15 protein-coding genes are annotated in these 22,037 nt (G+C 64.5%); 6 read left to right on the top strand and 9 right to left on the bottom strand.

Annotated elements, in window-relative coordinates; translation table 11 throughout:
* Nucleotides 1–83 precede the first annotated feature (83 nt).
* The gene (locus ACMFWR_RS16915; protein WP_413192749.1) at nt 84–245 is read right to left on the bottom strand and encodes a hypothetical protein; all 162 of its coding nucleotides are present in this window, start codon (nt 243–245) and stop codon (nt 84–86) included.
* Nucleotides 246–972: 727 nt separating this feature from the next.
* Between ACMFWR_RS16915 and grpE the strand changes: the two genes are divergently transcribed.
* The 4 genes from grpE to pabB all read left to right on the top strand — a co-directional run bounded on the left by grpE (nt 973) and on the right by pabB (nt 6,963).
* Nucleotides 973–1,566: a nucleotide exchange factor GrpE gene (gene grpE / locus ACMFWR_RS16910; protein WP_413192748.1), complete on the top strand. Its 594-nt coding sequence runs from the start codon at nt 973–975 to the stop codon at nt 1,564–1,566.
* A gap of 183 nt (nt 1,567–1,749) precedes the next feature.
* The gene (gene dnaK / locus ACMFWR_RS16905) at nt 1,750–3,696 is read left to right on the top strand and encodes a molecular chaperone DnaK (RefSeq protein WP_413192747.1); all 1,947 of its coding nucleotides are present in this window, start codon (nt 1,750–1,752) and stop codon (nt 3,694–3,696) included.
* A 140-nt stretch (nt 3,697–3,836) separates the two neighbouring features.
* Nucleotides 3,837–4,982, top strand: a complete 1,146-nt coding sequence (gene dnaJ, locus ACMFWR_RS16900) for a molecular chaperone DnaJ (RefSeq protein ID WP_413192746.1) — start codon at nt 3,837–3,839, stop codon at nt 4,980–4,982.
* Between the two features lie 13 nt (nt 4,983–4,995).
* Nucleotides 4,996–6,963 (top strand): aminodeoxychorismate synthase component I, encoded by a 1,968-nt coding sequence (gene pabB, locus ACMFWR_RS16895; RefSeq protein ID WP_413192745.1) that lies wholly within the window; start codon nt 4,996–4,998, stop codon nt 6,961–6,963.
* Here pabB and panB read toward each other — a convergent pair.
* From panB to hda, 5 genes are all read right to left on the bottom strand, one after another.
* Nucleotides 6,960–7,775 (bottom strand): 3-methyl-2-oxobutanoate hydroxymethyltransferase, encoded by an 816-nt coding sequence (gene panB / locus ACMFWR_RS16890; protein WP_413192744.1) that lies wholly within the window; start codon nt 7,773–7,775, stop codon nt 6,960–6,962. The genes pabB and panB overlap by 4 nt on opposite strands.
* A 41-nt stretch (nt 7,776–7,816) precedes the next feature.
* Nucleotides 7,817–8,332, bottom strand: a complete 516-nt coding sequence (gene folK, locus ACMFWR_RS16885) for a 2-amino-4-hydroxy-6-hydroxymethyldihydropteridine diphosphokinase (RefSeq protein WP_413192743.1) — start codon at nt 8,330–8,332, stop codon at nt 7,817–7,819.
* A gap of 260 nt (nt 8,333–8,592) precedes the next feature.
* Nucleotides 8,593–10,155, bottom strand: coding sequence for a polynucleotide adenylyltransferase PcnB (gene pcnB / locus ACMFWR_RS16880; RefSeq protein ID WP_413192742.1), 1,563 nt, complete (start codon nt 10,153–10,155; stop codon nt 8,593–8,595).
* Entirely contained in the window at nt 10,152–10,850 is a 699-nt protein-coding gene (locus tag ACMFWR_RS16875) for an HAD family hydrolase (protein WP_413192741.1), read from the bottom strand. Before ACMFWR_RS16875 ends, pcnB begins: the two co-directional genes overlap by 4 nt.
* 47 nt (nt 10,851–10,897) lie before the next feature.
* Nucleotides 10,898–11,644: a DnaA regulatory inactivator Hda gene (gene hda, locus ACMFWR_RS16870; protein ID WP_413192740.1), complete on the bottom strand. Its 747-nt coding sequence runs from the start codon at nt 11,642–11,644 to the stop codon at nt 10,898–10,900.
* Nucleotides 11,645–11,758: 114 nt separating this feature from the next.
* Here hda and purM point away from each other — a divergent pair, with 114 nt between their 5' ends.
* Nucleotides 11,759–12,814, top strand: a complete 1,056-nt coding sequence (gene purM / locus ACMFWR_RS16865) for a phosphoribosylformylglycinamidine cyclo-ligase (RefSeq protein WP_413192739.1) — start codon at nt 11,759–11,761, stop codon at nt 12,812–12,814.
* Nucleotides 12,815–13,137: 323 nt separating this feature from the next.
* Here purM and ACMFWR_RS16860 read toward each other — a convergent pair whose 3' ends face one another.
* Nucleotides 13,138–13,395, bottom strand: a complete 258-nt coding sequence (locus ACMFWR_RS16860) for a hypothetical protein (RefSeq protein ID WP_413192738.1) — start codon at nt 13,393–13,395, stop codon at nt 13,138–13,140.
* 12 nt (nt 13,396–13,407) lie between these two features.
* On the opposite strand from ACMFWR_RS16860, the gene ACMFWR_RS16855 reads away from it, so the two are divergent.
* Nucleotides 13,408–18,597: a hypothetical protein gene (locus ACMFWR_RS16855; protein WP_413192737.1), complete on the top strand. Its 5,190-nt coding sequence runs from the start codon at nt 13,408–13,410 to the stop codon at nt 18,595–18,597.
* Nucleotides 18,598–18,639: 42 nt separating this feature from the next.
* Here ACMFWR_RS16855 and miaA read toward each other — a convergent pair whose 3' ends face one another.
* Both miaA and mutL read right to left on the bottom strand, forming a co-directional pair.
* Nucleotides 18,640–19,584, bottom strand: a complete 945-nt coding sequence (gene miaA / locus ACMFWR_RS16850) for a tRNA (adenosine(37)-N6)-dimethylallyltransferase MiaA (RefSeq protein WP_413192736.1) — start codon at nt 19,582–19,584, stop codon at nt 18,640–18,642.
* Between the two features lie 64 nt (nt 19,585–19,648).
* A complete protein-coding gene (gene mutL / locus ACMFWR_RS16845; protein WP_413192735.1) occupies nt 19,649–21,835 on the bottom strand; it encodes a DNA mismatch repair endonuclease MutL in 2,187 nt (728 codons plus the stop codon).
* Nucleotides 21,836–22,037: the final 202 nt, after the last annotated feature.

Below are 22,037 nucleotides of genomic sequence, written 5' to 3'. Positions count from 1 at the left end.
GGGCGAGCACCTGGCGTACACGAGCGGTCCAGAGCCGAAGCGCGTCGGCCACGTCAGTCAGACGGGCGTTTCAGTCGCTACGTTCACCGGCACGCGGCCGGCCGGGGTGCGACCCATTGCATGATCGTCGCCTTTGCGCCGCCGTATTCGGAATTGCAGCGCGTGACCGCGCCGGACATACAGATTTCCAGGGTCGTGGCAATCAGCACGGCCATGATGGTTGCAACCGCAAAGCTGAGTCTCATGACGATTCCTTCGCTTGCGCTTTGCACGTTTTGTCCATGACACCCAACCCGAGCGCAACCTTGATGCCCGGAGCCTGGCTGTCACGGGCGGGCGTCAGCTACGACGCCACCGGAGCTCCCCACTCCGGAAAGACGTTGGCGCGAAGCACACAGGGCGACGTCGGGATGCTCGTGGATTGACCTGAGAGGGTCCGAAGCAACTCCGGCGTCGGCCGTAAGGCCGGTTGACCGTGCTCGCGCTCGTATGCGCGTGATGACAATGAGTGTAGGTCAGCCAAAAAGACCCCTCAATCATATTGAGGTATCGGCACGACACCCTATGTAACGAGCTATTGCAAACCGCGGGCGGTGAAAAAATTTGTCAAATTGATCCTTGAAATGGGGCCGATAGGCCCGATATCGGGCAAGGCGTGACTTTGGCGACACGCGGTCCGATTCCGGGGCGAAAAATTTCGGGGCCCGATCAGGACCTGATAGCATGCCGCGCTGGTCGGGCATGCCGTGCCGATTGCGCGACCCAGGCAGTGCGTGCGTTTGCGCGTGCGTCCGTTCCGGATGCCCCGGGTACGCAGCCTGCGCAGGACTCCGGCAGGCCGCGACCCGCACGACCGGCGAATTGCCGGGCTTCCCGGGCGCCGGGCTTCCCCGGTAACGGCAGCGCGACGCCGCGGCCGGACAGCAATGTCTGCCGCCTGTTCACCAGTAATCGATTGATGACCCAGACGGAATGAGCATGGAAGAGAACCAAGCGACGCAGAACCCGGGCGAAACCCCCGAGAACGCTGCTGCCGCCCAGGCAGCGAGCCAGGCAGCCGGCGCGGCAGCGCCCGGCGCCGATGCACCGGCGGCAGGCGCCACGGATGCGGCAACCGGCGCCCAGGCCCTCGCCGATGCGCAGGCCAAGCTGGCCGAGATGCAGGAAAACTACCTGCGCGCCAAGGCCGAGACGGAAAACGTGCGCCGCCGCGCGCAGGAAGAACTCGAAAAGTCGCACAAGTTTGCGATCGAGCGTTTCGCGGAACATCTGCTGCCGGTCGTCGACAGCCTCGAAGCCGCGGCCGGTGACACGACGGGCGATCTCGGCAAGATCCGTGAAGGCGTCGAACTCACGTTGCGCCAGCTGAATTCGGCGCTCGAGAAGGGTCGCGTCGCGGTCATCAACCCGATTGGCGAGAAGTTCGATCCGCACCGCCACCAGGCGATTTCGATGGTGCCGGCCGATCAGGAGCCGAACACCGTGGTTGCCGTGCTGCAGAAAGGCTTCCTGATCGCCGACCGCGTGCTGCGTCCCGCGCTCGTGACGGTCGCAGCAGCAAAGTAAGCGAAGCAGCCGAGGGGCGAACGCACGCGGACGGGCCGCGGTCGGGTGATTGAAAAAAATATCGCCCTGATCAAAAAAGGGTCTTGAAACGAAGTAGCGTGCCCCTATTTAGCTGACATCAGACATTGAGTGCCTTGCAGGCGATGCAGGGCCGGAACCAAAGCATTCACGGAGATTTGACACATGGCCAAAATCATCGGTATCGACCTCGGCACGACGAATTCGTGCGTGGCGATCATGGAAGGCAACACGACGAAAGTCATCGAAAACGCGGAAGGCACGCGCACGACGCCGTCGATCATCGCCTATATGGAAGACGGTGAAGTCCTCGTTGGCGCACCCGCCAAGCGTCAGGCCGTCACGAACCCGCGCAATACGGTGTACGCGGCGAAGCGCCTGATCGGCCGCCGTTTCGAGGAAAAGGAAGTCCAGAAAGACATCGGACTGATGCCTTACAAGATCGTCAAGGCCGACAACGGTGACGCCTGGATCGAAGTGCGCGACCAAAAGCTCGCTCCGCCGCAGATCTCGGCCGAAGTGCTGCGCAAGATGAAGAAGACCGCCGAAGACTATCTCGGCGAGCCGGTGACGGAAGCCGTGATCACGGTGCCCGCGTACTTCAACGACTCGCAGCGTCAGGCGACGAAGGATGCCGGCCGCATCGCGGGTCTCGACGTCAAGCGCATCATCAACGAACCGACGGCGGCTGCACTCGCGTTCGGTCTCGACAAGGCTGAAAAGGGCGACCGCAAGATTGCCGTGTACGACCTCGGTGGCGGCACGTTCGACGTGTCGATCATTGAAATCGCTGACGTCGACGGTGAAACGCAGCTCGAAGTGCTCTCGACGAACGGCGATACGTTCCTCGGCGGTGAAGACTTCGACCAGCGCATCATCGACTACATCATCAGCGAGTTCAAAAAGGACCAGGGCGTCGACCTGTCGAAGGACGTGCTCGCGCTGCAACGCCTGAAAGAAGCGGCTGAAAAGGCCAAGATCGAGCTGTCGAGCTCGGCGCAGACCGAACTGAACCTGCCGTACATCACGGCCGATGCAAGCGGTCCGAAGCACTTGAGCCTCAAGCTCACGCGCGCCAAGCTCGAAGCGCTGGTCGAAGACCTGATCGAACGCACGATCGAACCGTGCCGCAAGGCCATGAACGACAAGGGCCTGAAGGTCGGCGACATCGACGACGTGATTCTCGTCGGCGGTATGACGCGGATGCCGAAGGTGCAGGAGAAGGTCAAGGAGTTCTTCGGCAAGGAACCGCGCCGTGACGTGAACCCGGACGAAGCCGTGGCCGTCGGTGCTGCGATTCAAGGTCAGGTTCTGTCGGGCGACCGCAAGGACGTGCTGCTGCTCGACGTGTCGCCGCTCTCGCTCGGTATCGAGACGCTCGGCGGCGTGATGACGACGATGATTTCGCGGAATACGACGATCCCGACGAAGCACGGTCAGGTGTTCTCGACGGCCGACGACAACCAGGGCGCCGTGACGATCAAGGTGTTCCAGGGCGAAGGCGAGATGGTCGTTCGCAACAAGCTGCTGGGCGAGTTCAACCTCGAAGGCATCCCGCCCGCACCGCGTGGCGTGCCGCAGATCGAAGTGTCGTTCGACGTCGATGCGAACGGCATCCTGCACGTGTCGGCGAAGGACAAGGCGACCGGCAAGGAAAACAAGATCACGATCAAGGCGAACTCGGGTCTGTCGGAGCAGGAAATCGAGCGCATGGTCAAGGACGCTGAAGCGAATGCGGCCGAAGACAAGAAGCTGCGTGAGCTCGCCGAATCGCGTAACCAGGCTGATGCGCTGATCCACAGCAGCCGCAAGGCGCTGACGGAATACGGCGACAAGCTGGAAGCCGACGAGAAGACGAAGATCGAAGGCGCGATCAAGGACCTCGAAGACGCCGTGCGTGGCGGCGAAAAGGCCGACATCGACGCGAAGGTCGAAGCCCTGTCGGCTGCATCGCAGAAGCTCGGCGAAAAGATGTATGCCGACATGCAGGCCGCGCAGGCTGCAGGCGGCGCGCAAGAGGGCGCTGAGCAGGCTGGCGAAGCACATCAGGCTTCGGGCAAGGCCGAAGACGACGTCGTCGACGCCGACTTCAAGGAAGTGAAGAAGGACTAAACGTTCCAGGCAGGCCGTCCGCGTTACACCGGACGGCCGTTTTGCTTGTGGAATACGGCGCCTGGCGACCCTTTTGGGGCGACCAGGCCATATCGTTTTTGTGAGGGTCGCAAGGCCCGCAGCGAGTCGTACCGAGAATTATGGCGAAACGGGATTACTACGAGGTTCTGGGCGTTGCCAAGAACGCGAGCGAAGACGAAATCAAGAAGTCGTATCGCAAGCTCGCGATGAAGTATCACCCCGACCGGAACCCGGACAACAAGGATGCGGAAGAGCATTTCAAGGAGGCCAAGGAGGCCTATGAAATGCTGTCCGACGCGCAGAAGCGCGCAGCGTACGATCAGTACGGCCACGCCGGTGTCGACCCGAATATGGCGGGCGCGGGCGGTCAGGGATTCGGCGGATTTGCCGAAGCATTCGGCGATATCTTCGGTGACATCTTTGGCCAGGCGGCGGGCGGTGCGGGTGCGCGCGGCGGCCGCGGCGGCGGCGGTCCGCAGCAATATCGCGGCGCCGACCTGCGCTACAGCATGGAGATCACGCTCGAGCAGGCGGCCCATGGCTACGAGACGCAGATCCGCGTGCCGAGCTGGACGACCTGCGACATCTGTCACGGCAACGGCGCGAAGCCGGGCACCAAGCCCGAGACCTGCCCGACGTGCGGTGGCAGCGGTGCGGTGCGCATGTCGCAAGGCTTCTTCAGCATCCAGCAGACGTGCCCGAAGTGCCATGGGTCGGGAAGCTATATCCCCGAGCCTTGCGCGAACTGTCACGGTGCCGGCAAGGTCAAGCAGACGAAGACGCTCGAGGTCAAGATTCCGGCAGGGATCGACGACGGCATGCGTATCCGTTCGGCCGGCAACGGCGAACCGGGTCTGAACGGCGGACCGTCGGGCGACTTGTTCGTCGAGATTCATATCAAGCCGCACACGGTGTTCGAGCGTGATGGCGACGACCTGCATTGCCAGATGCCGATCGCCTTCACGACGGCGGCGCTCGGTGGCGAGATCGAAGTGCCGACGCTGTCGGGGCGCGTGACGTTCCCGGTGCCCGAAGGCACGCAGTCGGGCCGTACGTTCCGCTTGCGCGGCAAGGGTATCAAGGGCGTGCGGGCTTCGGTGCCCGGCGATCTCTACGTGCACGTTGTCGTCGAGACACCGGTCAAGCTCACGGACACGCAGCGCGAGTTGCTCAAGCAGTTCGAGAAGTCGCTCAACGAGGGTGGTGCGCGTCATAGCCCGCAGAGCAAGGGCTGGTTCGATCGCGTAAAGAGCTTCTTCGAATAAGCATGGCGTGGTGATGTCGTACGCGTTGCTCGATGATTGCAACGCGTCGGCGACGCAGGCGACGAGCCGGCTCTATACGGGCCTGGTTCGCGAGCTGGCGTCGTACGGCGCGCACGATGTGGATGCGGTGTGCGCGCAGGCGGCGCACGCTCTCGAGCACGAAGGGCTACATGCGGTCGTGCTTGCCGACTACGAGTGGGGTGCACTCGTGTCGGTCGACCATATTGCCGCCGACGTGGTGGAAAAAGCGCAGGCCGGGAAACCGGCCCTGCGCTTTTTGCTTTTTGCGCGGTGCGAGCGGCTCTCGCGTGAGCAGGTCGATGCATGGTTGGAAGACCAGGAAGCGGGGCTGAATCTGAAGCCCGACTCGATCGCCCCCCCCGCCCCGCATCCGACATCGGAGCCCGCCGTTGCGGGGCTCACACACATCGCGCGCGATACGACGCGCGCGCAGTTCGACGCGGCGATCGACGATATCCATGCCGCCCTCGAGCGTGGTGACACGTATCAGATCAACTACACATACCGTCTCGGGTTCGATACGTTCGGGCCACCCGTCGCACTCTATCGGCGCTTGCGTGCGAGGCAACCCGTGCGATACGGCGCGCTGATCGCGATGCCCGATGGACGCCACGTGCTGTCATGCTCGCCCGAACTGTTTCTGCAGCACGAGCGCGGCACGCTTCACGCACAACCGATGAAGGGCACGGCGGCGCGCGTCGACGACGCTGTCGAGGATCAGCGCGTACGCGAAGCGCTCGCCGCAGATCCGAAGAATCGCGCCGAGAACCTGATGATCGTCGACTTGCTGCGCAACGACATCGGCCGCGTCGCGGAGATTGGTTCCGTGTCGGTGCCCGAGTTGTTTTCGGTCGATGCCTATGGCCGCGTGTGGCAGATGACATCGACGGTGCGTGCCCGGCTGCGTGAGTCGTTGAGCTTCGCGCAGGTCCTGCGCGCGTTGTTTCCGTGCGGGTCGATTACGGGTGCACCCAAGCATCGCGCGATGGAGTTGATTGCCTCGCTCGAACAATCGGCGCGCGGCCTGTACACCGGGTCGATCGGCTGGCTCGATGCACCGTCGCCCGGTCAGCGCTGCGGCGATTTTTGCCTGTCGGTCGCGATCCGCACGCTGGTCCTCGAGCCGGGTGGGCGTACCGGCCAGATGGGTGTCGGCGCCGGCATCGTGCTCGACAGCGAAGCCGATTCAGAATGGGAGGAGTGCAAGGTGAAAGCGCGATTCGCGACCGGACTCGATTCGGGTATCGGCCTGTTCGAAACGATGCGTGCCACCCGCGATGGCGGGGTCGTCCACTTCGACCGGCATCTGGCCCGGCTCGTGCACAGTGCGGCCGAACTCGGCCTGCGTGCCGATGATGCCGCCATAGTCGAGGCAATGCGCGCGTATGTCGCGCTGCTCAGCGACGGCACGCATCGGGTCAAACTGTCGTTGAACTCAACCGGTCAGATCGAGATCGGTGGTGGCCCGCTTGTGCCCCTCGTGCCGCCTGCGCTACCTCCGCTGCATGCGCCGACCGTCGCCACGGACGGCGCTGACTCAGCGACGGCATCGCCCCCGTTCGATGTAAATATCGTCTTCGCAGACGAGTACGGATTTGGGCCGACCGACGCGGACAACGCGCTGCTCGCGCACAAAACGACTGCACGCGAAACGTACGATGCCGCGTGGCGCATGGCTGAGCAGCATGGCGCGTTCGACATGCTCTTCTTCAACTCGCGTGGCGAGCTGACCGAAGGCGGTCGCACCAATGTATTCGTGCAACTGGATGGGCGGTGGTTCACGCCGCCGCTGCACTGTGGATTGTTGCCCGGCATCCTGCGCGGCGTGATGCTCGAGGATCCGACATGGTCCGCGGCCGAACGCGTGCTGACGCGCGCCGATGTGAGGAACGCCGAGGCGATCGTTGTCTGCAACGCGCTTAGAGGCGCGCTGCGGGCGCACGTCGTCGAACGTGTCTAGAACGCGTGCTCGGGGCCGGGGAAGGTGCCTTCCTTGACGGCCTTCACATACGCGGCAATCGCTTCGTGCACGCTGCCGGCCGATTCGAGGAAGTTCTTGACGAAGCGAGGGCGCTTGCCTGGAAACACGCCGAGCATGTCGTGCAGGACCAGCACCTGACCCGAACAGTCGACGCCCGCGCCGATGCCGATCGTCGGAATGCTCAGCATCTGCGTGACCTCGGTGCCGAGCTTCGCGGGTACCGCCTCGATCACGACAAGTTGCGCGCCGGCCTGTTCGATCGCCTGCGCATCACGCCGCAGCTGATCGGCGCCTTCGTCGGACTTGCCCTGCACCTTGAAACCGCCAAACGCGTGCACCGATTGCGGCGTCAGGCCGATATGCGCGCAGACGGGGACCGAGCGATCGACCAGAAAGCGAATCGTGTCGGCGAGCCAGACACCGCCTTCGAGCTTGACCATTTGCGCACCCGCGCGCATCAGCGTGACAGCGTTGTTGAACGCGTCGACCGGCGTGCCGTAGCTGCCGAACGGCAAATCGGCAATCACGAGCGCGTTCTTGTTGCCGCGCGATACGGAGGCTGTGTGGTAAGCAATATCGGCGACCGTGACGGGCAGCGTCGTTGTATGCCCTTGCAGTACGTTGCCGAGCGAGTCGCCGATCAGCACCGAGTCGACACCGGCGGCGTCGCATGCCGCGGCGAAGCTTGCATCGTAGGCTGTCAGCATCGCGATCTTTTCACCGCGCGCGCGCATTTCGGCGAGGCGCGGCACCGTGATCGCCGTGCGCGCGGCATCTTGCAGATAACTCATGGAACGGGGCTCCAGGGAAGCACGCGCTTCAGGCGTGCGATTCAGGAAGAGGGGACACGGTTCGGGATCCGGCACTGGCCAAGATCGACGCGTTCGATGCGCTGGTCCGAGACCGCGGCGACAAAGTCGGCTGCGCGGCCCAGCCCCGGGATCACGATATCGGGGCTGACTTCGACGAGCGGCACGAGAACGAACGCGCGTTGCGTCATCCGCGGGTGCGGCACACAGAGGTCCGCCGTGTCGATGATGTCGTCACCGTACAGCAGGATATCGAGGTCGAGCGTGCGCGGCGCATTGCGAAACGGCCGCTCGCGGCCGAAGTGGTGTTCGATCGCGAGGCACAACGCGAGCAGCCGTGCTGCGGCGAGCGAAGTCTCGATCGCCACCACGGCATTCATATAGTCGTCGCCGCCCGCATCGACGGGAGCCGAGCGGTAGAAGCCCGACTTGGCAACAACAGTCAGGCCTGAGTGCTGCGCGAGGCAGACGACGGCATCCTTGAGCGTCTGCCGTGCATCGCCGAGGTTCGCACCGAGGCCGAGATAGGCTAACGTCATCTATGTGCTTCGTTTGTTACAAGTCCGTTCGGGGCGGTCGTTGCCACCCGTTCGGCAAGCATCTTGCCACGCCTCGCGGCATCGTGCTGCGTTCAGCCCTGTGCTATGCGCGGGCCGCATCAAACCACGCGGCATCATGCGCCCGGGTACGCGGCACGACACATTGCCGGCGATTCCGGGTGGTGAGTGGCGGATCGGCCGCGGACTGAGCGGCGTCATGCCGTGCACCGGCGATGCGTCGCGCAGTCCGTGACGAGATGTCACGCGTCGGGGGCGTCGCCCGACGAGGCGTCGGCATCATCGTCGGCATCGGCTCCGTGATGCGAACGCGGCGCGCCGTCGTCCGCCCCGGGCTTCGCACCGCTGCGTCCGCCGCGGCGGCGACGGCGGCGCGGGCCGCGTTCACGAGTCGAGCCCTGATTGAGCAACACTTCGCGAGCGGCGACGTCGCCTTCGACAAAATCCTTCCACCACGCGCCGACCGCGGCATCCAGCTCGCCCGATTCGCAACGCAGCATCACGAAGTCGAACGCGGCACGGAAACGCGGATGCTCGAGCAGGCGCAGGGCGGTACGGCCGCTGTGCTTTTCGAGCCGCGGCTGCATCGCCCAGATTTCCTTCATGTCGGCGACAAAGCGCTTTTGAATCGCCAGCTTTTCGGTCTGCGTGTCGAGCACTTCGTCCATCGCGCGATGCAGCGCCGGAATCGGATACTCGCCGCCGGCCGTATGCTTGTTCCAGCGGTCCTGCACCTGTTGCCACAACAGGGCGGCGAACAGAAAGCCCGGCGAGACGGGCTTGCCGGCGCGTACGCGATCATCGGTGCTGGTCAGCGCGAGCGAGACGAACTTCTCGCCATGCGGCTGTTCGAGCACGACATCGAGCAGCGGCAACAGACCGTGATGCAGGCCCTCGGCGCGCAGGCGCTGCAGACAGGCGAGCGCGTGGCCCGAGAGCAGCAGCTTGAGCATTTCGTCGAAGAGCCGCGCCGCGGGCACGTTGTTGATCAGATCCGCGAGGCGCGTGATCGGCGCGCGCGTGGCCGGGTCGATGTCGAAGCCGAGCTTGGCCGCAAAGCGTACAACGCGCAGCATCCGCACCGGGTCTTCGCGATAACGCGTCGCCGGATCGCCGATCATGCGCAGCGTGCGCGCACGGATATCGGCCATGCCGTTGTGATAATCGAGCACCGTCTGGGTGGCCGGATCGTAGTACATCGCGTTGATCGTGAAGTCGCGACGCGTCGCGTCTTCATGCTGCTCGCCCCACACGTTGTCGCGCAGCACGCGACCGCTCGCGTCGACCGCATGCGTGCGGCGATCGAGCTCCGAGCGCTTCAGGCGGCGCGGCGGCTCCGCGCTCGCGCTTTCCTGAGCCTGACCGCCACCACCGCTGTTACCGCCATTACCGCTACTGCCGGTCTCGGCGGCCGGATCGACGAGCGCGCGGAACGTCGACGTCTCGATGATGTCCTGGCCGAACTGCACGTGAACGATCTGAAAGCGCCGTCCGATGATCCGGGCACGGCGAAACAGCTTCTGGACCTGTTCGGGTGTTGCGTCCGTCGCGACGTCAAAGTCCTTGGGCGCGACGTTGAGCAACAGGTCACGTACGGCGCCGCCGACGATAAACGCACGGAACCCCGCCTGCTGAAGCGTATCGGTCACACGGACCGCATTGCGCGAGATCAGCGCGGGATCGATATGGTGAACGTCGGCCGACACGATGGTCGGCGTTGTCGGGGTGCGCGCATCGGCAGCATCGGCTGCCGCCGCATCGGCTTCGTCCTGGCCCAGTAGCCGGCGTATGAGTTTTTTTATCACTTGGCTTCGAACAGTTCGAGTACGCGCCAGCCATGCTGGGTGGCAAAAGCACGCAACGTCGGGTCGGGATTCGTCGCGATCGGGTCGGTGACCTTCTCGAGCAGCGGGATGTCGTTGCGCGAATCGCTGTAGAAATAGCTGCGCTCAAAGCTCGACCAGTCAAGGCCGAGCGAGGTGAGCCATTGCTCGGTACGCAGAATCTTGCCTTCCTGAAAGCTCGGGATACCGTCGATCTCGCCCGTGTAGGCGCCCAGCGGATCGCCGTCCACCGTGGCGGGCATCGGCGCGATCAGGCATTCGATACCGAAGGCGCGTGCAATCGGAGCCGTCACGAAGGCATTCGTGGCGGTGATCATGCAGACCAGGTCGCCAGCTTCCTGGTGGCCGCGCACGAGCTCGAGTGCGGCCGGCAGCATGGCCGGGTGGATCACTTCCTTCATGAACTGCTCGTGCCAGGCGTGCAACTCGTCGCGCGTGTGGCGCGTGAGTGGCTCGAGCGCGAAGCGAAGGTAGGCATAAATGTCCAGCGTTCCGGCCTTGTAGTCGGAATAGAACTTCTCGTGTTCGCGCAAAAAGCTCGCCTCGTCCACGATGCCCAGCCGGACCATGAAGCGGCCCCATTCGTGGTCGCTGTCGGTCGGCAGCAGCGTGTGATCGAGATCGAACAGTGCGAGGTTGCGTGCAGCTTTAGTCATGGGGCGATATTTTACTTGAAGCAGAAAAGGCGTTCCGCCTGGATGTGTCAGGGCGCGGCCGCCCCGTTTTCGGGGCTCGCGAGCATGGCGCGCAACAGGGGGAGTGTGACCGCCCGCTTTTGTTCGAGCGAGAAGCGGTCGAGCGCGTCGAACAAGGCCATCAGGCTCGGCATATCGCGTTTGAAGTGCGTGAGCAGGTACGGCGGCACATCGTCGGCGAGCGCGATACCGCGAGCGCGTGCGGCGTTCTTGAGCGCGAGAATCTTGCCGTCGTCATCGAGCGCTGCGACCTGATAAACAAGGCCCCAGCCCAGTCGCGTGCGCAGGTCGTCACGCACGGCGAGGCCGAGCGGCGCAGCATCGCCGGCGACGACGAGTGCGTGGCGGGCGTGGGCACGGACTTCATTGAACAGGTTGAACAGCGCGACTTGCTGAGCCCCCGACAACGCCTGGACGTCGTCGACCGCATAGATGGTCACGTCCGCGGAAAACTCGAAAGCGGCCAGCGGGCTGTGCGGACCGGCATAGCGCGCGCGGTTCCCGCCCGTGGCGTGGCACAGCGCGTGGAGCAGATGCGATCGGCCGCTTCCGCCGCTGCCCCACATGAATAGCGTACGGTCGGCAGGCGGCTCGCTGGCGCCAAGCGCCTCGTTAAGGCCGCGAAGCTGGGCGACAAGTTCGAGGTTCGCACCGGTGACGAAGCTGTCGAACGTCGCGGGCGGCGGCGTGCCGAGGTCGAGCACGAGCTGGCGCGCGGGCGGCGTGGACGAGGGCGGTGGCGCGAGGGAAGACATCAGGAAAGGCAGGGCCTGCTGCACGAATGCACGCGGTGTGATGCGAGAGTCGGGGCGGACCCTTGCGCATCGGTTAAAATCCGCATTCTACCGAACCTCACTGTTTGCTCCGCCATGAATGATCCCAAAGTCGGCACTGCCGCATCTGGTCTGTCCTATCGCGACGCGGGCGTCGACATCGATGCGGGCGACGCGCTGGTCGACCGTATCAAGCCGTTTGCCAAGAAGACGCTGCGCGACGGCGTGCTAGGCGGGATCGGCGGTTTCGGCGCGCTGTTCGAAGTGCCCAAGAAGTACCGTGAACCCGTGCTCGTGTCGGGCACCGACGGCGTGGGCACCAAGCTCAAGCTGGCGTTCGACCTCAACAAGCACGACACCGTCGGTCAGGATCTCGTCGCGATGAGCGTCAACGACATCCTGGTGCAGGGCGCCGAGCCCTTGTTTTTCCTCGATTATTTTGCGTGCGGCAAGCTCGACGTCGATACGGCGGCGCGCGTGGTCAAGGGCATTGCCGAAGGCTGTGAACTGTCGGGCTGTGCGCTGATCGGCGGCGAAACCGCGGAAATGCCAGGCATGTATCCCGACGGTGAATATGATCTCGCGGGCTTCGCGGTCGGCGCTGTTGAAAAGAGTGAAATCATTGACGGCAAGTCGATCGAACCGGGCGATGTGGTGCTGGGTCTTGCATCGAGCGGCATTCATTCGAACGGTTTCTCGCTCGTGCGCAAGATCATCGAGCGCGCAAAGCCTGACCTCGATGCGGATTTCGACGGCCGCTCGCTCGCGGACGCGCTGATGGCGCCGACGCGCATCTACGTGAAGCCGGTGCTCGCGCTGATGGACCAGATCAAGGTCAAGGGCCTCGCGCACATCACCGGCGGCGGCCTGGTCGAAAACGTGCCGCGTATTCTCCAGCACGGCCTGACCGCCGAACTCGACCATCGTGCGTGGCCGCTGCCGCCGCTGTTCGGCTGGCTGCAGAAGGAAGGTGGTGTTGCCGACGCGGAAATGCATCGCGTGTTCAACTGCGGCATCGGCATGGTGCTCGTGGTGTCGGCTGCCGACGCAAAGGCCGCGCAGGGTCTGCTCGCCGGCGCGGGTGAAACCGTCTGGCAGATCGGCACGATCCGCAAGAGCGCAGCAGGTGAGGCGCAGACGGTCGTGGTCTGATTGTCCTGTTTTGATCCGTCGTGCGTGAATACCGCGCCGGTGTGAATTAAGGTTGTGAACAGCCCGGTTGCGCGAATCGATGCAACCGGGTTTTTTTGTATGCAGCCCGCAACGTGCTAGTCAGTGTGGGAGATGAGCGGTCCAATGGTCTTCACCTTCTGGAGGACCGTGACACGCCGCTCTCCCTGCGCCCCGATGCTCGCCCCCGCACCGCTCGTCTTCCCCGTTCGCCAGGCCGCGCTCCTCGCGTCGCTACGCAGCCCTCACTGAATGCTGCGACTTCGGACGTCTCACCTTTGAGCGCCGGGCCGTCCGGGCCACATTCATCGAACGTTACGTTTTCTCTGCTGCCTGACGATCGGCATCGGCGCGCGGCGGATGAAATTCAATGGTGGGTCAATCGGATACAGGCATCCCGCGGCGAGGCGGTTGAGGACGCTTTCGATCAGGCGCTGCGGATACGGCGCGCAGGCAAACCCGTCCTGTTTGCAGCCCTCTCGGCAATGCAGCTCGGTGCCCAAACTCACGCTGCGACTGTGCAGGCCGCTGGCCGTTGCGCCACGGCGGGTGTCGCCACGCATCCGGCGCACGGTGTGGCGCCTTCGTTCGCCCCTCGCTTTCGCACGCAGCGCGCGGCGTCCAATGCGGCAGGCACCTTTTCGAACCGCACTCCTGGCGTTCTCGAAGCGACCGAAGCCATATCGAACAACACCCTCGCGGCTCTGGACGCGCTGAATGCGTCGACGATCGCGACCTGGCCAGCGCTCTCATGCGGTGTGTCAGGCAATGAAACGTCGCTCGCCTTATCCGGCAGCGAGAGCGCTTCGCCGGACGTGCGCGGCAATTTCACGACGACGCTGTGCGCGCTCGAGCGCTCGCTGCGATCCGTCGCAAGCGGGACACGTATGGCTTCCGGTGAGCGTGCAGCTACGCTGGCTGCCTTGCACGCGCTCGCAGCAAATTCGACGGATGGCGGTTTCCCCGTCGCCGAAGTCGCCCACGCTTTCACGAGAGTGCTCAACGAACGGGGCTCCCCGTTGACTGCCCCAGTGCACGCCCTCGAGAGCACGACGATTCAACGCATGCAATGCGTGCACGCGCTGGAGTGGCTGATCGATGGCAGGACACATGGCGATCCCTGGCATATCGCGGGCGAATCGCTGATCGACGCCGCGGTTGCCGGAATGCGCTTGCCAGAGTTGCGCGACAGGATGGTCCGGCGTGTCGGCAACCTGACGCGGGTCAATATGCCCGCCGCGCGTTGGGCCGTGACGACGATTCTGGCGGAGCGGCAGGCGAGCCTGCTATGCGCCGACGCTCCCGCAAATATGACCTACGGCAGTCTCGAGTGGGCCGATCTTGAGATCGGCTGCCAGGTTGCTCGAGTGTTCGATGCCGATCCGGCCTCCCTTAACTACACGACATTGGCCGGACTAGCCGTTGCACTCGACCAGGAAATTCGCACAGGCGCTCTGGATGCATCCTGGTTCGAACTCGGTGCCGATGCGTCGGTCATGTTTGCCGCGCAACTCAACGCCAGCGATGTGCGCGCCCGGCTCGAGCAGCCGTTGATCGATGTCCGTTCGCTACACAATTTCACCTTGCGTGAACTTGATCGGCACCGGCTCGACCGCTGGAAACGCGTGAATGCGACGATCGTCCACCTCGAGGCGTATTCGTCCGCCTTGAAGGCGCCAGTGGCTCGGCGCAGCGCATTGGCTGCCGAAGCGTTGCACGATCGTGGTTTGGATCCCGAGGAGGTCGTAACGACGGGCTCCTGGACATTACTCGACGATCTGCTTGCCGGGCCGCCCTATACCTCGACGAAGCTCAGAAAAGACGGCGCCACCACGATGGTGGAGGACACCCATCCGGGACGGACCGGCTCGAGATGGTTGCCGATCCTTGACGTTGACCAGACATTTGCCGACGCGTTCAGCCAGTGGATCGGCAACGTGCAGCGCACGTTATGCGACGTCGCGCATGACGCGCTCAACGCGTTGCGGCTTGCCGATCCCGCACTGGATGGCGCGGTCGACGAGGTCCGAGTGCTCGACATTCACGTGCGACGTTCGGCTGGCGAGCCGTTGTCGACGTTCGAGCTCATCGGCCACAGCACACAGCTCAAATACGAAAGCGGGCGACGGGCGTATGACGCCGCGGTGCGGGATCGTCTCCCTGGATCGTTCTACCCGGCCAGACCGGACACGACAATCGTGTGCATGCGACGCGGCCGGTTCCACCAGTACTACCTGCTCGACCTGCTCAGTCCGCGCGGCCCTGCGGTGGAAGCAATCGGAGCGAAGAGCGAAGCACTTCCCGGACTGCTTGAGGCGATGCGCGTTCGCCTGTTCTCCAGCGAAGCATTGACAGAGACGAGTCGTGGCGGGCGTTCGCGGGAATACCAGATCAAAGTCCGCGAGAAGTTTTCCCGGCTGGGCCGATGCCCCGGCGCGGCTGTCAAGTCGTCGGTGCCGGTATGCGCGGCCTCGCCCATCGACTGGGCCGCAGTCGCATGCGGACTCGCAGGTGCGGCGGCGGACAAAATGGCCGGAATGGTTCGGATGCAGGCCTACGGCCCCGTTGAGCGGAGCGCGGATTTGCCCACGCAGCGAACAGACAGCATCGGCTCAACCCTCGTGAAGATGTTTGTTCCGTTTGCCGCGTGTGTTGATTCAACACGGCGCGGAGAAGTTATCTCAGCGATCTTTTCGTGCGGAACGGATGTTGTTGGAGCGCTATTTGTCGCGGGCGTCGCAGTGCGGAGCGCGGCCGAACTGGGCACGCTCGCGTCGCGCCATGTGTTCGCGGCAATGCTGACGCGCTCGCTGCCCGCGGCGCATCAGCGTTACGTATTAGGCGGACTGGCGACCGCCTATCTTCACCACCTGCGTGACACGGCAGCGCGGGCCACGCCGCACCTGCTGCGCGAGGCGTTTAATGTGGTGGATCCCGGCTTCTCCGCTGCATGGCGATTGATATCCGCCAGCGCCAGGCAAGCACCGCGCGCGCTCGAATCGCTGCGAAGCCGGATGAAGGCAACGACTGAACTCGAAGGGTTCCGGTCAACGCCTGAGCCTTTGCGCAGTCTCTACGCCAAGGCATCACCCGAGCCGATAAAGCCACTCGCTGCCGGAGAGATCCCTGAGCGGGCCCCGTCTGCCGCGAACGCCAGGCCGCTCGACGTGGCCAAACCGGGCGATCGGGCGCGTGTCATGATCGACGGAACATCATTCGCAGTGGCATCCGGTGAGGACGTCGCGCGTGTCGCGGGTTCCGTGCTTGAGTCACCTGCTGGATTACCGGCCGTTTACCGCCTGCCCGTCGAATATGATCCGCAGCGTCGCGCGTGGCGCGTCGACGAACGGTTGCTCGGCAGCGATGCCAATCCCGACCGGGCTACGGCGCCTGCGCATGCAATCTCTCCGGGCGCACTCAGGCTTCAGGTGCTCGCCGAGATGCAGATACTTCTGCACAGTGCCGACGAAACGGCGTTCTCTTGGGGTTATTCGCGCGAGATCGATCTGCGCCTGCCCGAGCTCGACCTCGAAAGCGAGTCGCTCGACACATTGCGTGAGCGGTTTCTCGACGCGTCGCGCACCCCCATGGAACGCGGGCAAATCCTGCGCCTGATCGAAAACCGCGAGCTCGCGGAACTGTCGGCGCAGTGTCGCGACGAAATGTACCGGATGTGGGCCGACCCGTTGGTCCGGTCGCAGTTTGAAGAGGGATGTCTTGCGTATCGAAACGTGCTCATCCACGGCTGGATGCGCGATCTGCGGCTCATCGACTTGCACGTCCTCTTTCTTGCCGAGCACCATTCGCCTTACCAACGCGGCGCCCTGTGGGCTCGAATGCTCGACGCGAGTCAGATCGAACTCGCGCTCAATACCTTTGAACAAATGCGGTTCTGGCGCACGGCGGTTGATGATGGTGCAGCGCGGCCTGCGGAGTTCCTGATCGATGAACTGAGCCGTGAAGATTCGTATGAAGCCTGCTTGCGGCTGCTTGGACAAGGCCTGTTGTCTCCCGGCAGGCTCGGTGCTGTGCGGGCCCGTACCGTCGCGCACCGCGCGGCCATCGACGTGGAGTACGCGAGATTCAATATGCTTATACAGCGTGCCGTGCGTGATGACACGCTCAATTTCCAGCGCGCTTACGACGCGGAATTCACGCGGGCCCGCTTGGGCGATCACTCGATACTTGCTGCGCTCTACGAGCACACCCACTGGCCGTCGCTGACCGCCAGGCAGATCGGCACGCTTGCGGGCCGAATCGATCGGGCGCGCGAGCGTTGTGCAGAGCTGGAAGCGGCCGCTGACGCCATGCTGAGGCAGCGCATGGAGACGGCAGAGGCGCTCTTCAGGAGCATCGCCCCTGATAGTCTGACGCACGACTGGCTGGCCGACGTGCCGGGTGTCGGTGCCGACCTGGATCAGGCGCAGCTCGCGCGACGTTTTGTCGCCTCTGTTCATGCGGCGGATATCACGGTCGAGCAGCGTGCGCGCATTTACGAACGCTTTATCGTCACGCGCAATTTTGATCGGGTCTCGCGAACGATCGAACGGATGTCGCGCGACGTCAATCGTGTTCGATACGAACAGGGCTACGGTGATCCGGTGCAGACGCTGCGCGATGCCGGGTTCGATCCGGAGCGGTTGCGCACCCGCGGCGGTGTGCGCGCTTTCGAGCGGGCGCTGAGCGAGGCGCATGAACCGGAGACTTACGGCGCATTTCAGGCGATCCTCGAGCAACGGGCCGGCGAGGAAGGGACGCTGCAACTCCGCATCGCGCGGCACAACGTTGTGTCAACGCCGCGTGCCCGCGATTATCTGACGGGATATATACGGCGCGTGCCTGTGCCAGGCATCGAGCAGGAGACGAGCGAAGCTTATAGCGCGCTCTTTCGCTCGGGGCTGCTCAGCGACATGCAACTCGGTTCGCTCGCCGCACGTATCGATGAACAGCGACAGCAGCGCTTGATGCAGGGTGCGGGTGATGCGGTTGCGCTCTTCGAGCGGATTTTTGCGGCTTCGAGCAGGCCGACCAGCGTGCGCTACGTGCCCTCCATGATTTTGCCGCCGATGCTCGATGGCGTGCTGGGCGGGCCGTGCTGGCCCATGTCGATGATCACTGCGCTGGCGCTTGCTCAGGGGGTGGACAGGCTCGACGACTGGCTTGCCAGGTTGACGCGGCTCGCTGGCATACTGAATCGTGCTCGCGAGGTTGCGCAGCAGAGGGGAACGGCTGCGGGTGTCGTGCAGACCGCCATGGTGCCCACCGAGCAGGAAATCGAATACGTCGCCGAAACGGTGTCGGTATTGAGCAGGCTGACGCTCACGCAGCCCGATCTCCACGATGCGCTCGAGCATGGCGAATTGATCGACGAGCCGTCGGTTCGTGCCGCCGATTGGGTCGACGCGATACTTGTCGCGCCGCCGGGCGTGCGAATCGTCGGCACGCCGGACCACGCCATGGTCGTGGCAACCGAATTGCCTGCCGGCTTGCCGCGCTACGCCTGGTTCGAACCGAATTACGGGTTGATTGGCTATCAGGATGCGACGCAGTTTCGCGCATTTATGGAGAGCGCCATCCATTTGGAGTATGGCGACGACGAGGTGTTCGAGTTCTGGCGAGTCGATGCCAGTCGACTCGGAGCGATGCGCATCCCCCGCGACCCGGCTGACGCGGGCACGCTTTCCGACTTTATCGCAGGCACCCAAAAGGCGCCTGAGCCCGCACCCCTGGTGGATGAGGTGGCGGCCGAGGTCCCGATTGGTTAGCGCGTGCCGGCGATCCGGGTGCTTGCCGGTCGCGGGACCTCTTCAGTCAATGCGCGATGCATCGAGGGTGTCGATCGCTTCCAGTGCGCGGCGTGTCGTGCCCTCACGCGCACAGTCCACGACGATGCGCTCGGGGATGGCACGCAGCCAAGTGATCTGCCGCTTGCAGAGCTGCCGCGTCGCGAAGATGCCCTTGTCGCGCATGGCCGCCTTGTCGGTCAGGCCTTCGAGGTATTCCCAGACCTGCCGGTAGCCGACGCAGCGCATCGAGGTCATGCCGATGTCGAGGTCGCCGCGTGCGCGCAGCCGTTCGACTTCCTCGATCAGGCCGTGCGACAGCATCGCGTCGAAGCGCTGCGCGATACGCGCGTGCAATACGGATCGGTCGGAAGGTTCGAGCGAGACCGGCGCGAACCGGTACCCGGTATTCGCAGTGCGGCGCGGTTGCGAAAGCCATTCGGACATGGGCTTGCCGCTGCTCAGGTAAATCTCGAGCGCGCGTTGAATGCGTTGGGAATCGTTTGGCGGCAGTCGTGCGGCGGTGACCCGATCGACTTCGGCAAGCCGTGCATGCATCGCGGGCCAGCCATCGCGCAGACCTTCTTCGTCGAGGCGTGCGCGCAGTTCGGGGTCGGCCGTCGGCAGGTCGTTGAGGCCTTCGGTCAGCGCCTTGTAGTAGAGCATCGTGCCGCCCACGAGCACAGGGCGGCGGCCGCGCGCCCGAATCTCGCCGACGAGGCGTAGCGCGTCGTCGTGAAATTGCGCGGCCGAATAGGCGTCGGCCGGATCGATGATGTCGATCAGGTGGTGCGGCACGCTGTCGAGCTCTTCACGCGAAGGCTTGGCCGTACCGATATCCATGTCGCGGTAAACGAGTGCCGAATCGACGCTGATGATCTCGATCGGTTCGCGCTGCGCGAGCGCGAGCGCGGCGGCCGTTTTGCCCGACGCGGTCGGGCCGAGCAGACAGACGACGGGAATGGTCATGAGAGGCGCGCGACGATCGGCTCGAACATGAGCGTGACCCTGGGCGCAGGCATGTGGAGCACGACTATTGCCCGCGCATGAACAGGCGATCGAGATCGCCAAGCGTGAGCTGGAACCATGTGGGCCGCCCGTGATTGCACTGGTCGGCGCGTTCCGTCGCTTCCATTTGCCGCAGCAGTGCGTTCATCTCGTCGTGCGTGAGGCGCCGGTTCGCCCGCACCGCATGGTGGCAGGCGAGCGTGCCCAGCAACTCATGCTGGCGTTCGGTCAGCACGCGCGAGCCGCCGTATGCGTGCAGGTCCGCGAGCACGGCGCGTGCAAGCGATGTGAGGTCCGCATCGCGCAGCAGCGCGGGCACCGCACGAATGGCGAGCGTGGTTGGCGACAGGACGGCGATATCGAAACCCAACGCATCGAGCACGTCGCGGTGTTCCTCGACGGTGCCGATCTCGACAGGATTCGCCGGCATCGACATGGGAATCAGCAGCGGCTGGACGGCGATCGTACGATCGGAAAGCGCATGCTTGAACTGCTCGTAGAGAATGCGTTCGTGTGCCGCATGCATATCGACAAGCACGAGCCCGCGCGTATTTTGCGCAAGCACATAGACACCATGCAGCTGACCCAGCGCAAAGCCGAGCGGCGCGTCGTCAGGCAGACCGCGGTAGGCCTCGGCCGGCGACGCCGACGTGCCCGCGTGGGCCTCGCCAACCGTTGCCGGCGCATAGGCGCCCGCCGCGTCGGCAGCGAACGCAGGCAGTGCGCCGGGCGGCATCGTGGCACCGGCCGCAGCGTACGTGCCGTCGGCTTCTCGCCCGACAAGCAGATCCGGGCCGGCCGCTGGATCGTTCGCCCGCGCGGCCGCGGCGTCGGCTGCCCAGGCGGGTGGCGCATTGTCGCGCGCGATCAGCCCACCGTCGCTACCGCCAGCGGCCTGGGGTCCGCGCCCGCCGTAAAGCGCATCGTAGAGCGCGAGCGGCTGCGCGACGGGCAAGGTGCCCTGGCGCATGCGCATTTGCGAAATCCAGGCAGCCGTCGAGCCGGATGCTCCGCCCGCGGACGACCCGCCTGCGGAACCCGCGGGTGAACCGAAGGAACCGAAAGCACCGCCGGCAGGCGTCGCGCCCAGTGCGCGTGAGAGTTGTCCCGATGTGCCGCTGCCATCGATCTGCGTCGCATGGCCGAGCGCGGTCGTTTCGGGTGACGCGCCGGCATGCCGTGCAAGTGCGCGCTGCACGGCGTGGAACACAAACTGGTGAACCGAGCGCGATTCGCGAAAGCGCACTTCGATCTTCGACGGATGCACGTTGACATCGACCGACTCCGGCGGCACGTCGAGAAAGAGCACGTACGACGGATAGCGCTCGCCGTGAAGCACGTCTTCGTACGCCGCGCGCACGGCGTGGGTCAGCAACTTGTCGCGCACAAAACGGCCGTTGACGAAGAAATACTGCTGGTCGGCGCGCCCGCGGCTCGCCGTCGGCAACCCGGCAAAGCCATAGACCGCGACGGGGCCGGCACGCTCGTCGAGCGGCAGATGCGCCTGCGCGAATCCGTCGCCGAGCACCTTGGCCACCCGTTGTGCCGGCGACCCCGCACCCCAGTGCTCGAGCGCCTTGCCGTTATGCATGACCGAAAAGGTCACGTCGGGCCGCGCAAGGGCCGCGCGACGGACCATCTCGAGGCAATGGCCGAGTTCGGTCTGATCGGTTTTGAGGAATTTGCGCCGCGCGGGCGTATTGAAGTACAGCTCGCGGACTTCGATGGTCGTGCCGACGCCACCTGCGGCGGGCGAAATGTCGCCCGTGTCCGCATCGATGGCGACCGCGTGCGCCGAATCCGGCGTGCGGCTCGTGATCACGAGTTGCGATACCGAAGCGATCGACGCAAGCGCTTCGCCGCGGAATCCGAGCGTCGTGACGGCTTCGAGCTCCGATAGCGAGCGGATTTTGCTCGTCGCGTGCCGCATCAGTGCCAGCGGCAATTCATTCGACGGAATGCCGTGGCCGTCGTCGGCGATCGAGATCCGTTTGACGCCACCCTCGTCGAGCACGATGCGCACCGAGCCTGAGCCCGCATCGAGAGCATTTTCCAGCAATTCCTTGACGACCGAAGCGGGCCGCTCGACGACTTCGCCGGCGGCGATCTGGCTGATCAGCTGGTCGGGCAGGGCTGCGATCGAGCGGCGTTCGCGCGGTGCACGCGAAACCTCGTCATCGGGCGGGATCAGGGGTGTTTGGACTTCGGACATGGCCGCATTATAGCCAGTCGACCTATGCCGGCCGAACGGAAGCACTCACGCTGCCAAGGGTGAAATCGGGCCTAAGCGGAATTTAAGCCGCGGCGCGCCAGACTATGGGGAGTCGCACCGGTTTGCCACTGCGCATGACGGTCTTTTTTCGTGCGCAGCACTCGCCAATGTCAAGCCGTGAAGCGCCAGCCCGCGCCGGGCG

Source organism: Pararobbsia alpina (genome assembly GCF_965118125.1).
GTDB classification, from domain to species: Bacteria; Pseudomonadota; Gammaproteobacteria; order Burkholderiales; family Burkholderiaceae; genus Pararobbsia; species Pararobbsia alpina_A.
Note: the sequence above shows the minus strand (reverse complement) of the source record. Positions and strands in the feature narration are given on the sequence as shown.

Excerpts from the sequence above, each read along its gene's own strand:
- ACMFWR_RS16915 (WP_413192749.1), bottom strand. The coding sequence starts at position 245 with ATGAGACTCAGCTTTGCGGTTGCAACCATCATGGCCGTGCTGATTGCC.
- grpE (WP_413192748.1), top strand. The coding sequence starts at position 973 with ATGAGCATGGAAGAGAACCAAGCGACGCAGAACCCGGGCGAAACCCCC.
- dnaK (WP_413192747.1), top strand. The coding sequence starts at position 1,750 with ATGGCCAAAATCATCGGTATCGACCTCGGCACGACGAATTCGTGCGTG.
- dnaJ (WP_413192746.1), top strand. The coding sequence starts at position 3,837 with ATGGCGAAACGGGATTACTACGAGGTTCTGGGCGTTGCCAAGAACGCG.
- pabB (WP_413192745.1), top strand. The coding sequence starts at position 4,996 with ATGTCGTACGCGTTGCTCGATGATTGCAACGCGTCGGCGACGCAGGCG.
- panB (WP_413192744.1), bottom strand. The coding sequence starts at position 7,775 with ATGAGTTATCTGCAAGATGCCGCGCGCACGGCGATCACGGTGCCGCGC.
- folK (WP_413192743.1), bottom strand. The coding sequence starts at position 8,332 with ATGACGTTAGCCTATCTCGGCCTCGGTGCGAACCTCGGCGATGCACGG.
- ACMFWR_RS16875 (WP_413192741.1), bottom strand. The coding sequence starts at position 10,850 with ATGACTAAAGCTGCACGCAACCTCGCACTGTTCGATCTCGATCACACG.
- hda (WP_413192740.1), bottom strand. The coding sequence starts at position 11,644 with ATGTCTTCCCTCGCGCCACCGCCCTCGTCCACGCCGCCCGCGCGCCAG.
- purM (WP_413192739.1), top strand. The coding sequence starts at position 11,759 with ATGAATGATCCCAAAGTCGGCACTGCCGCATCTGGTCTGTCCTATCGC.
- ACMFWR_RS16860 (WP_413192738.1), bottom strand. The coding sequence starts at position 13,395 with ATGCGTGGCGACACCCGCCGTGGCGCAACGGCCAGCGGCCTGCACAGT.
- miaA (WP_413192736.1), bottom strand. The coding sequence starts at position 19,584 with ATGACCATTCCCGTCGTCTGTCTGCTCGGCCCGACCGCGTCGGGCAAA.
- mutL (WP_413192735.1), bottom strand. The coding sequence starts at position 21,835 with ATGTCCGAAGTCCAAACACCCCTGATCCCGCCCGATGACGAGGTTTCG.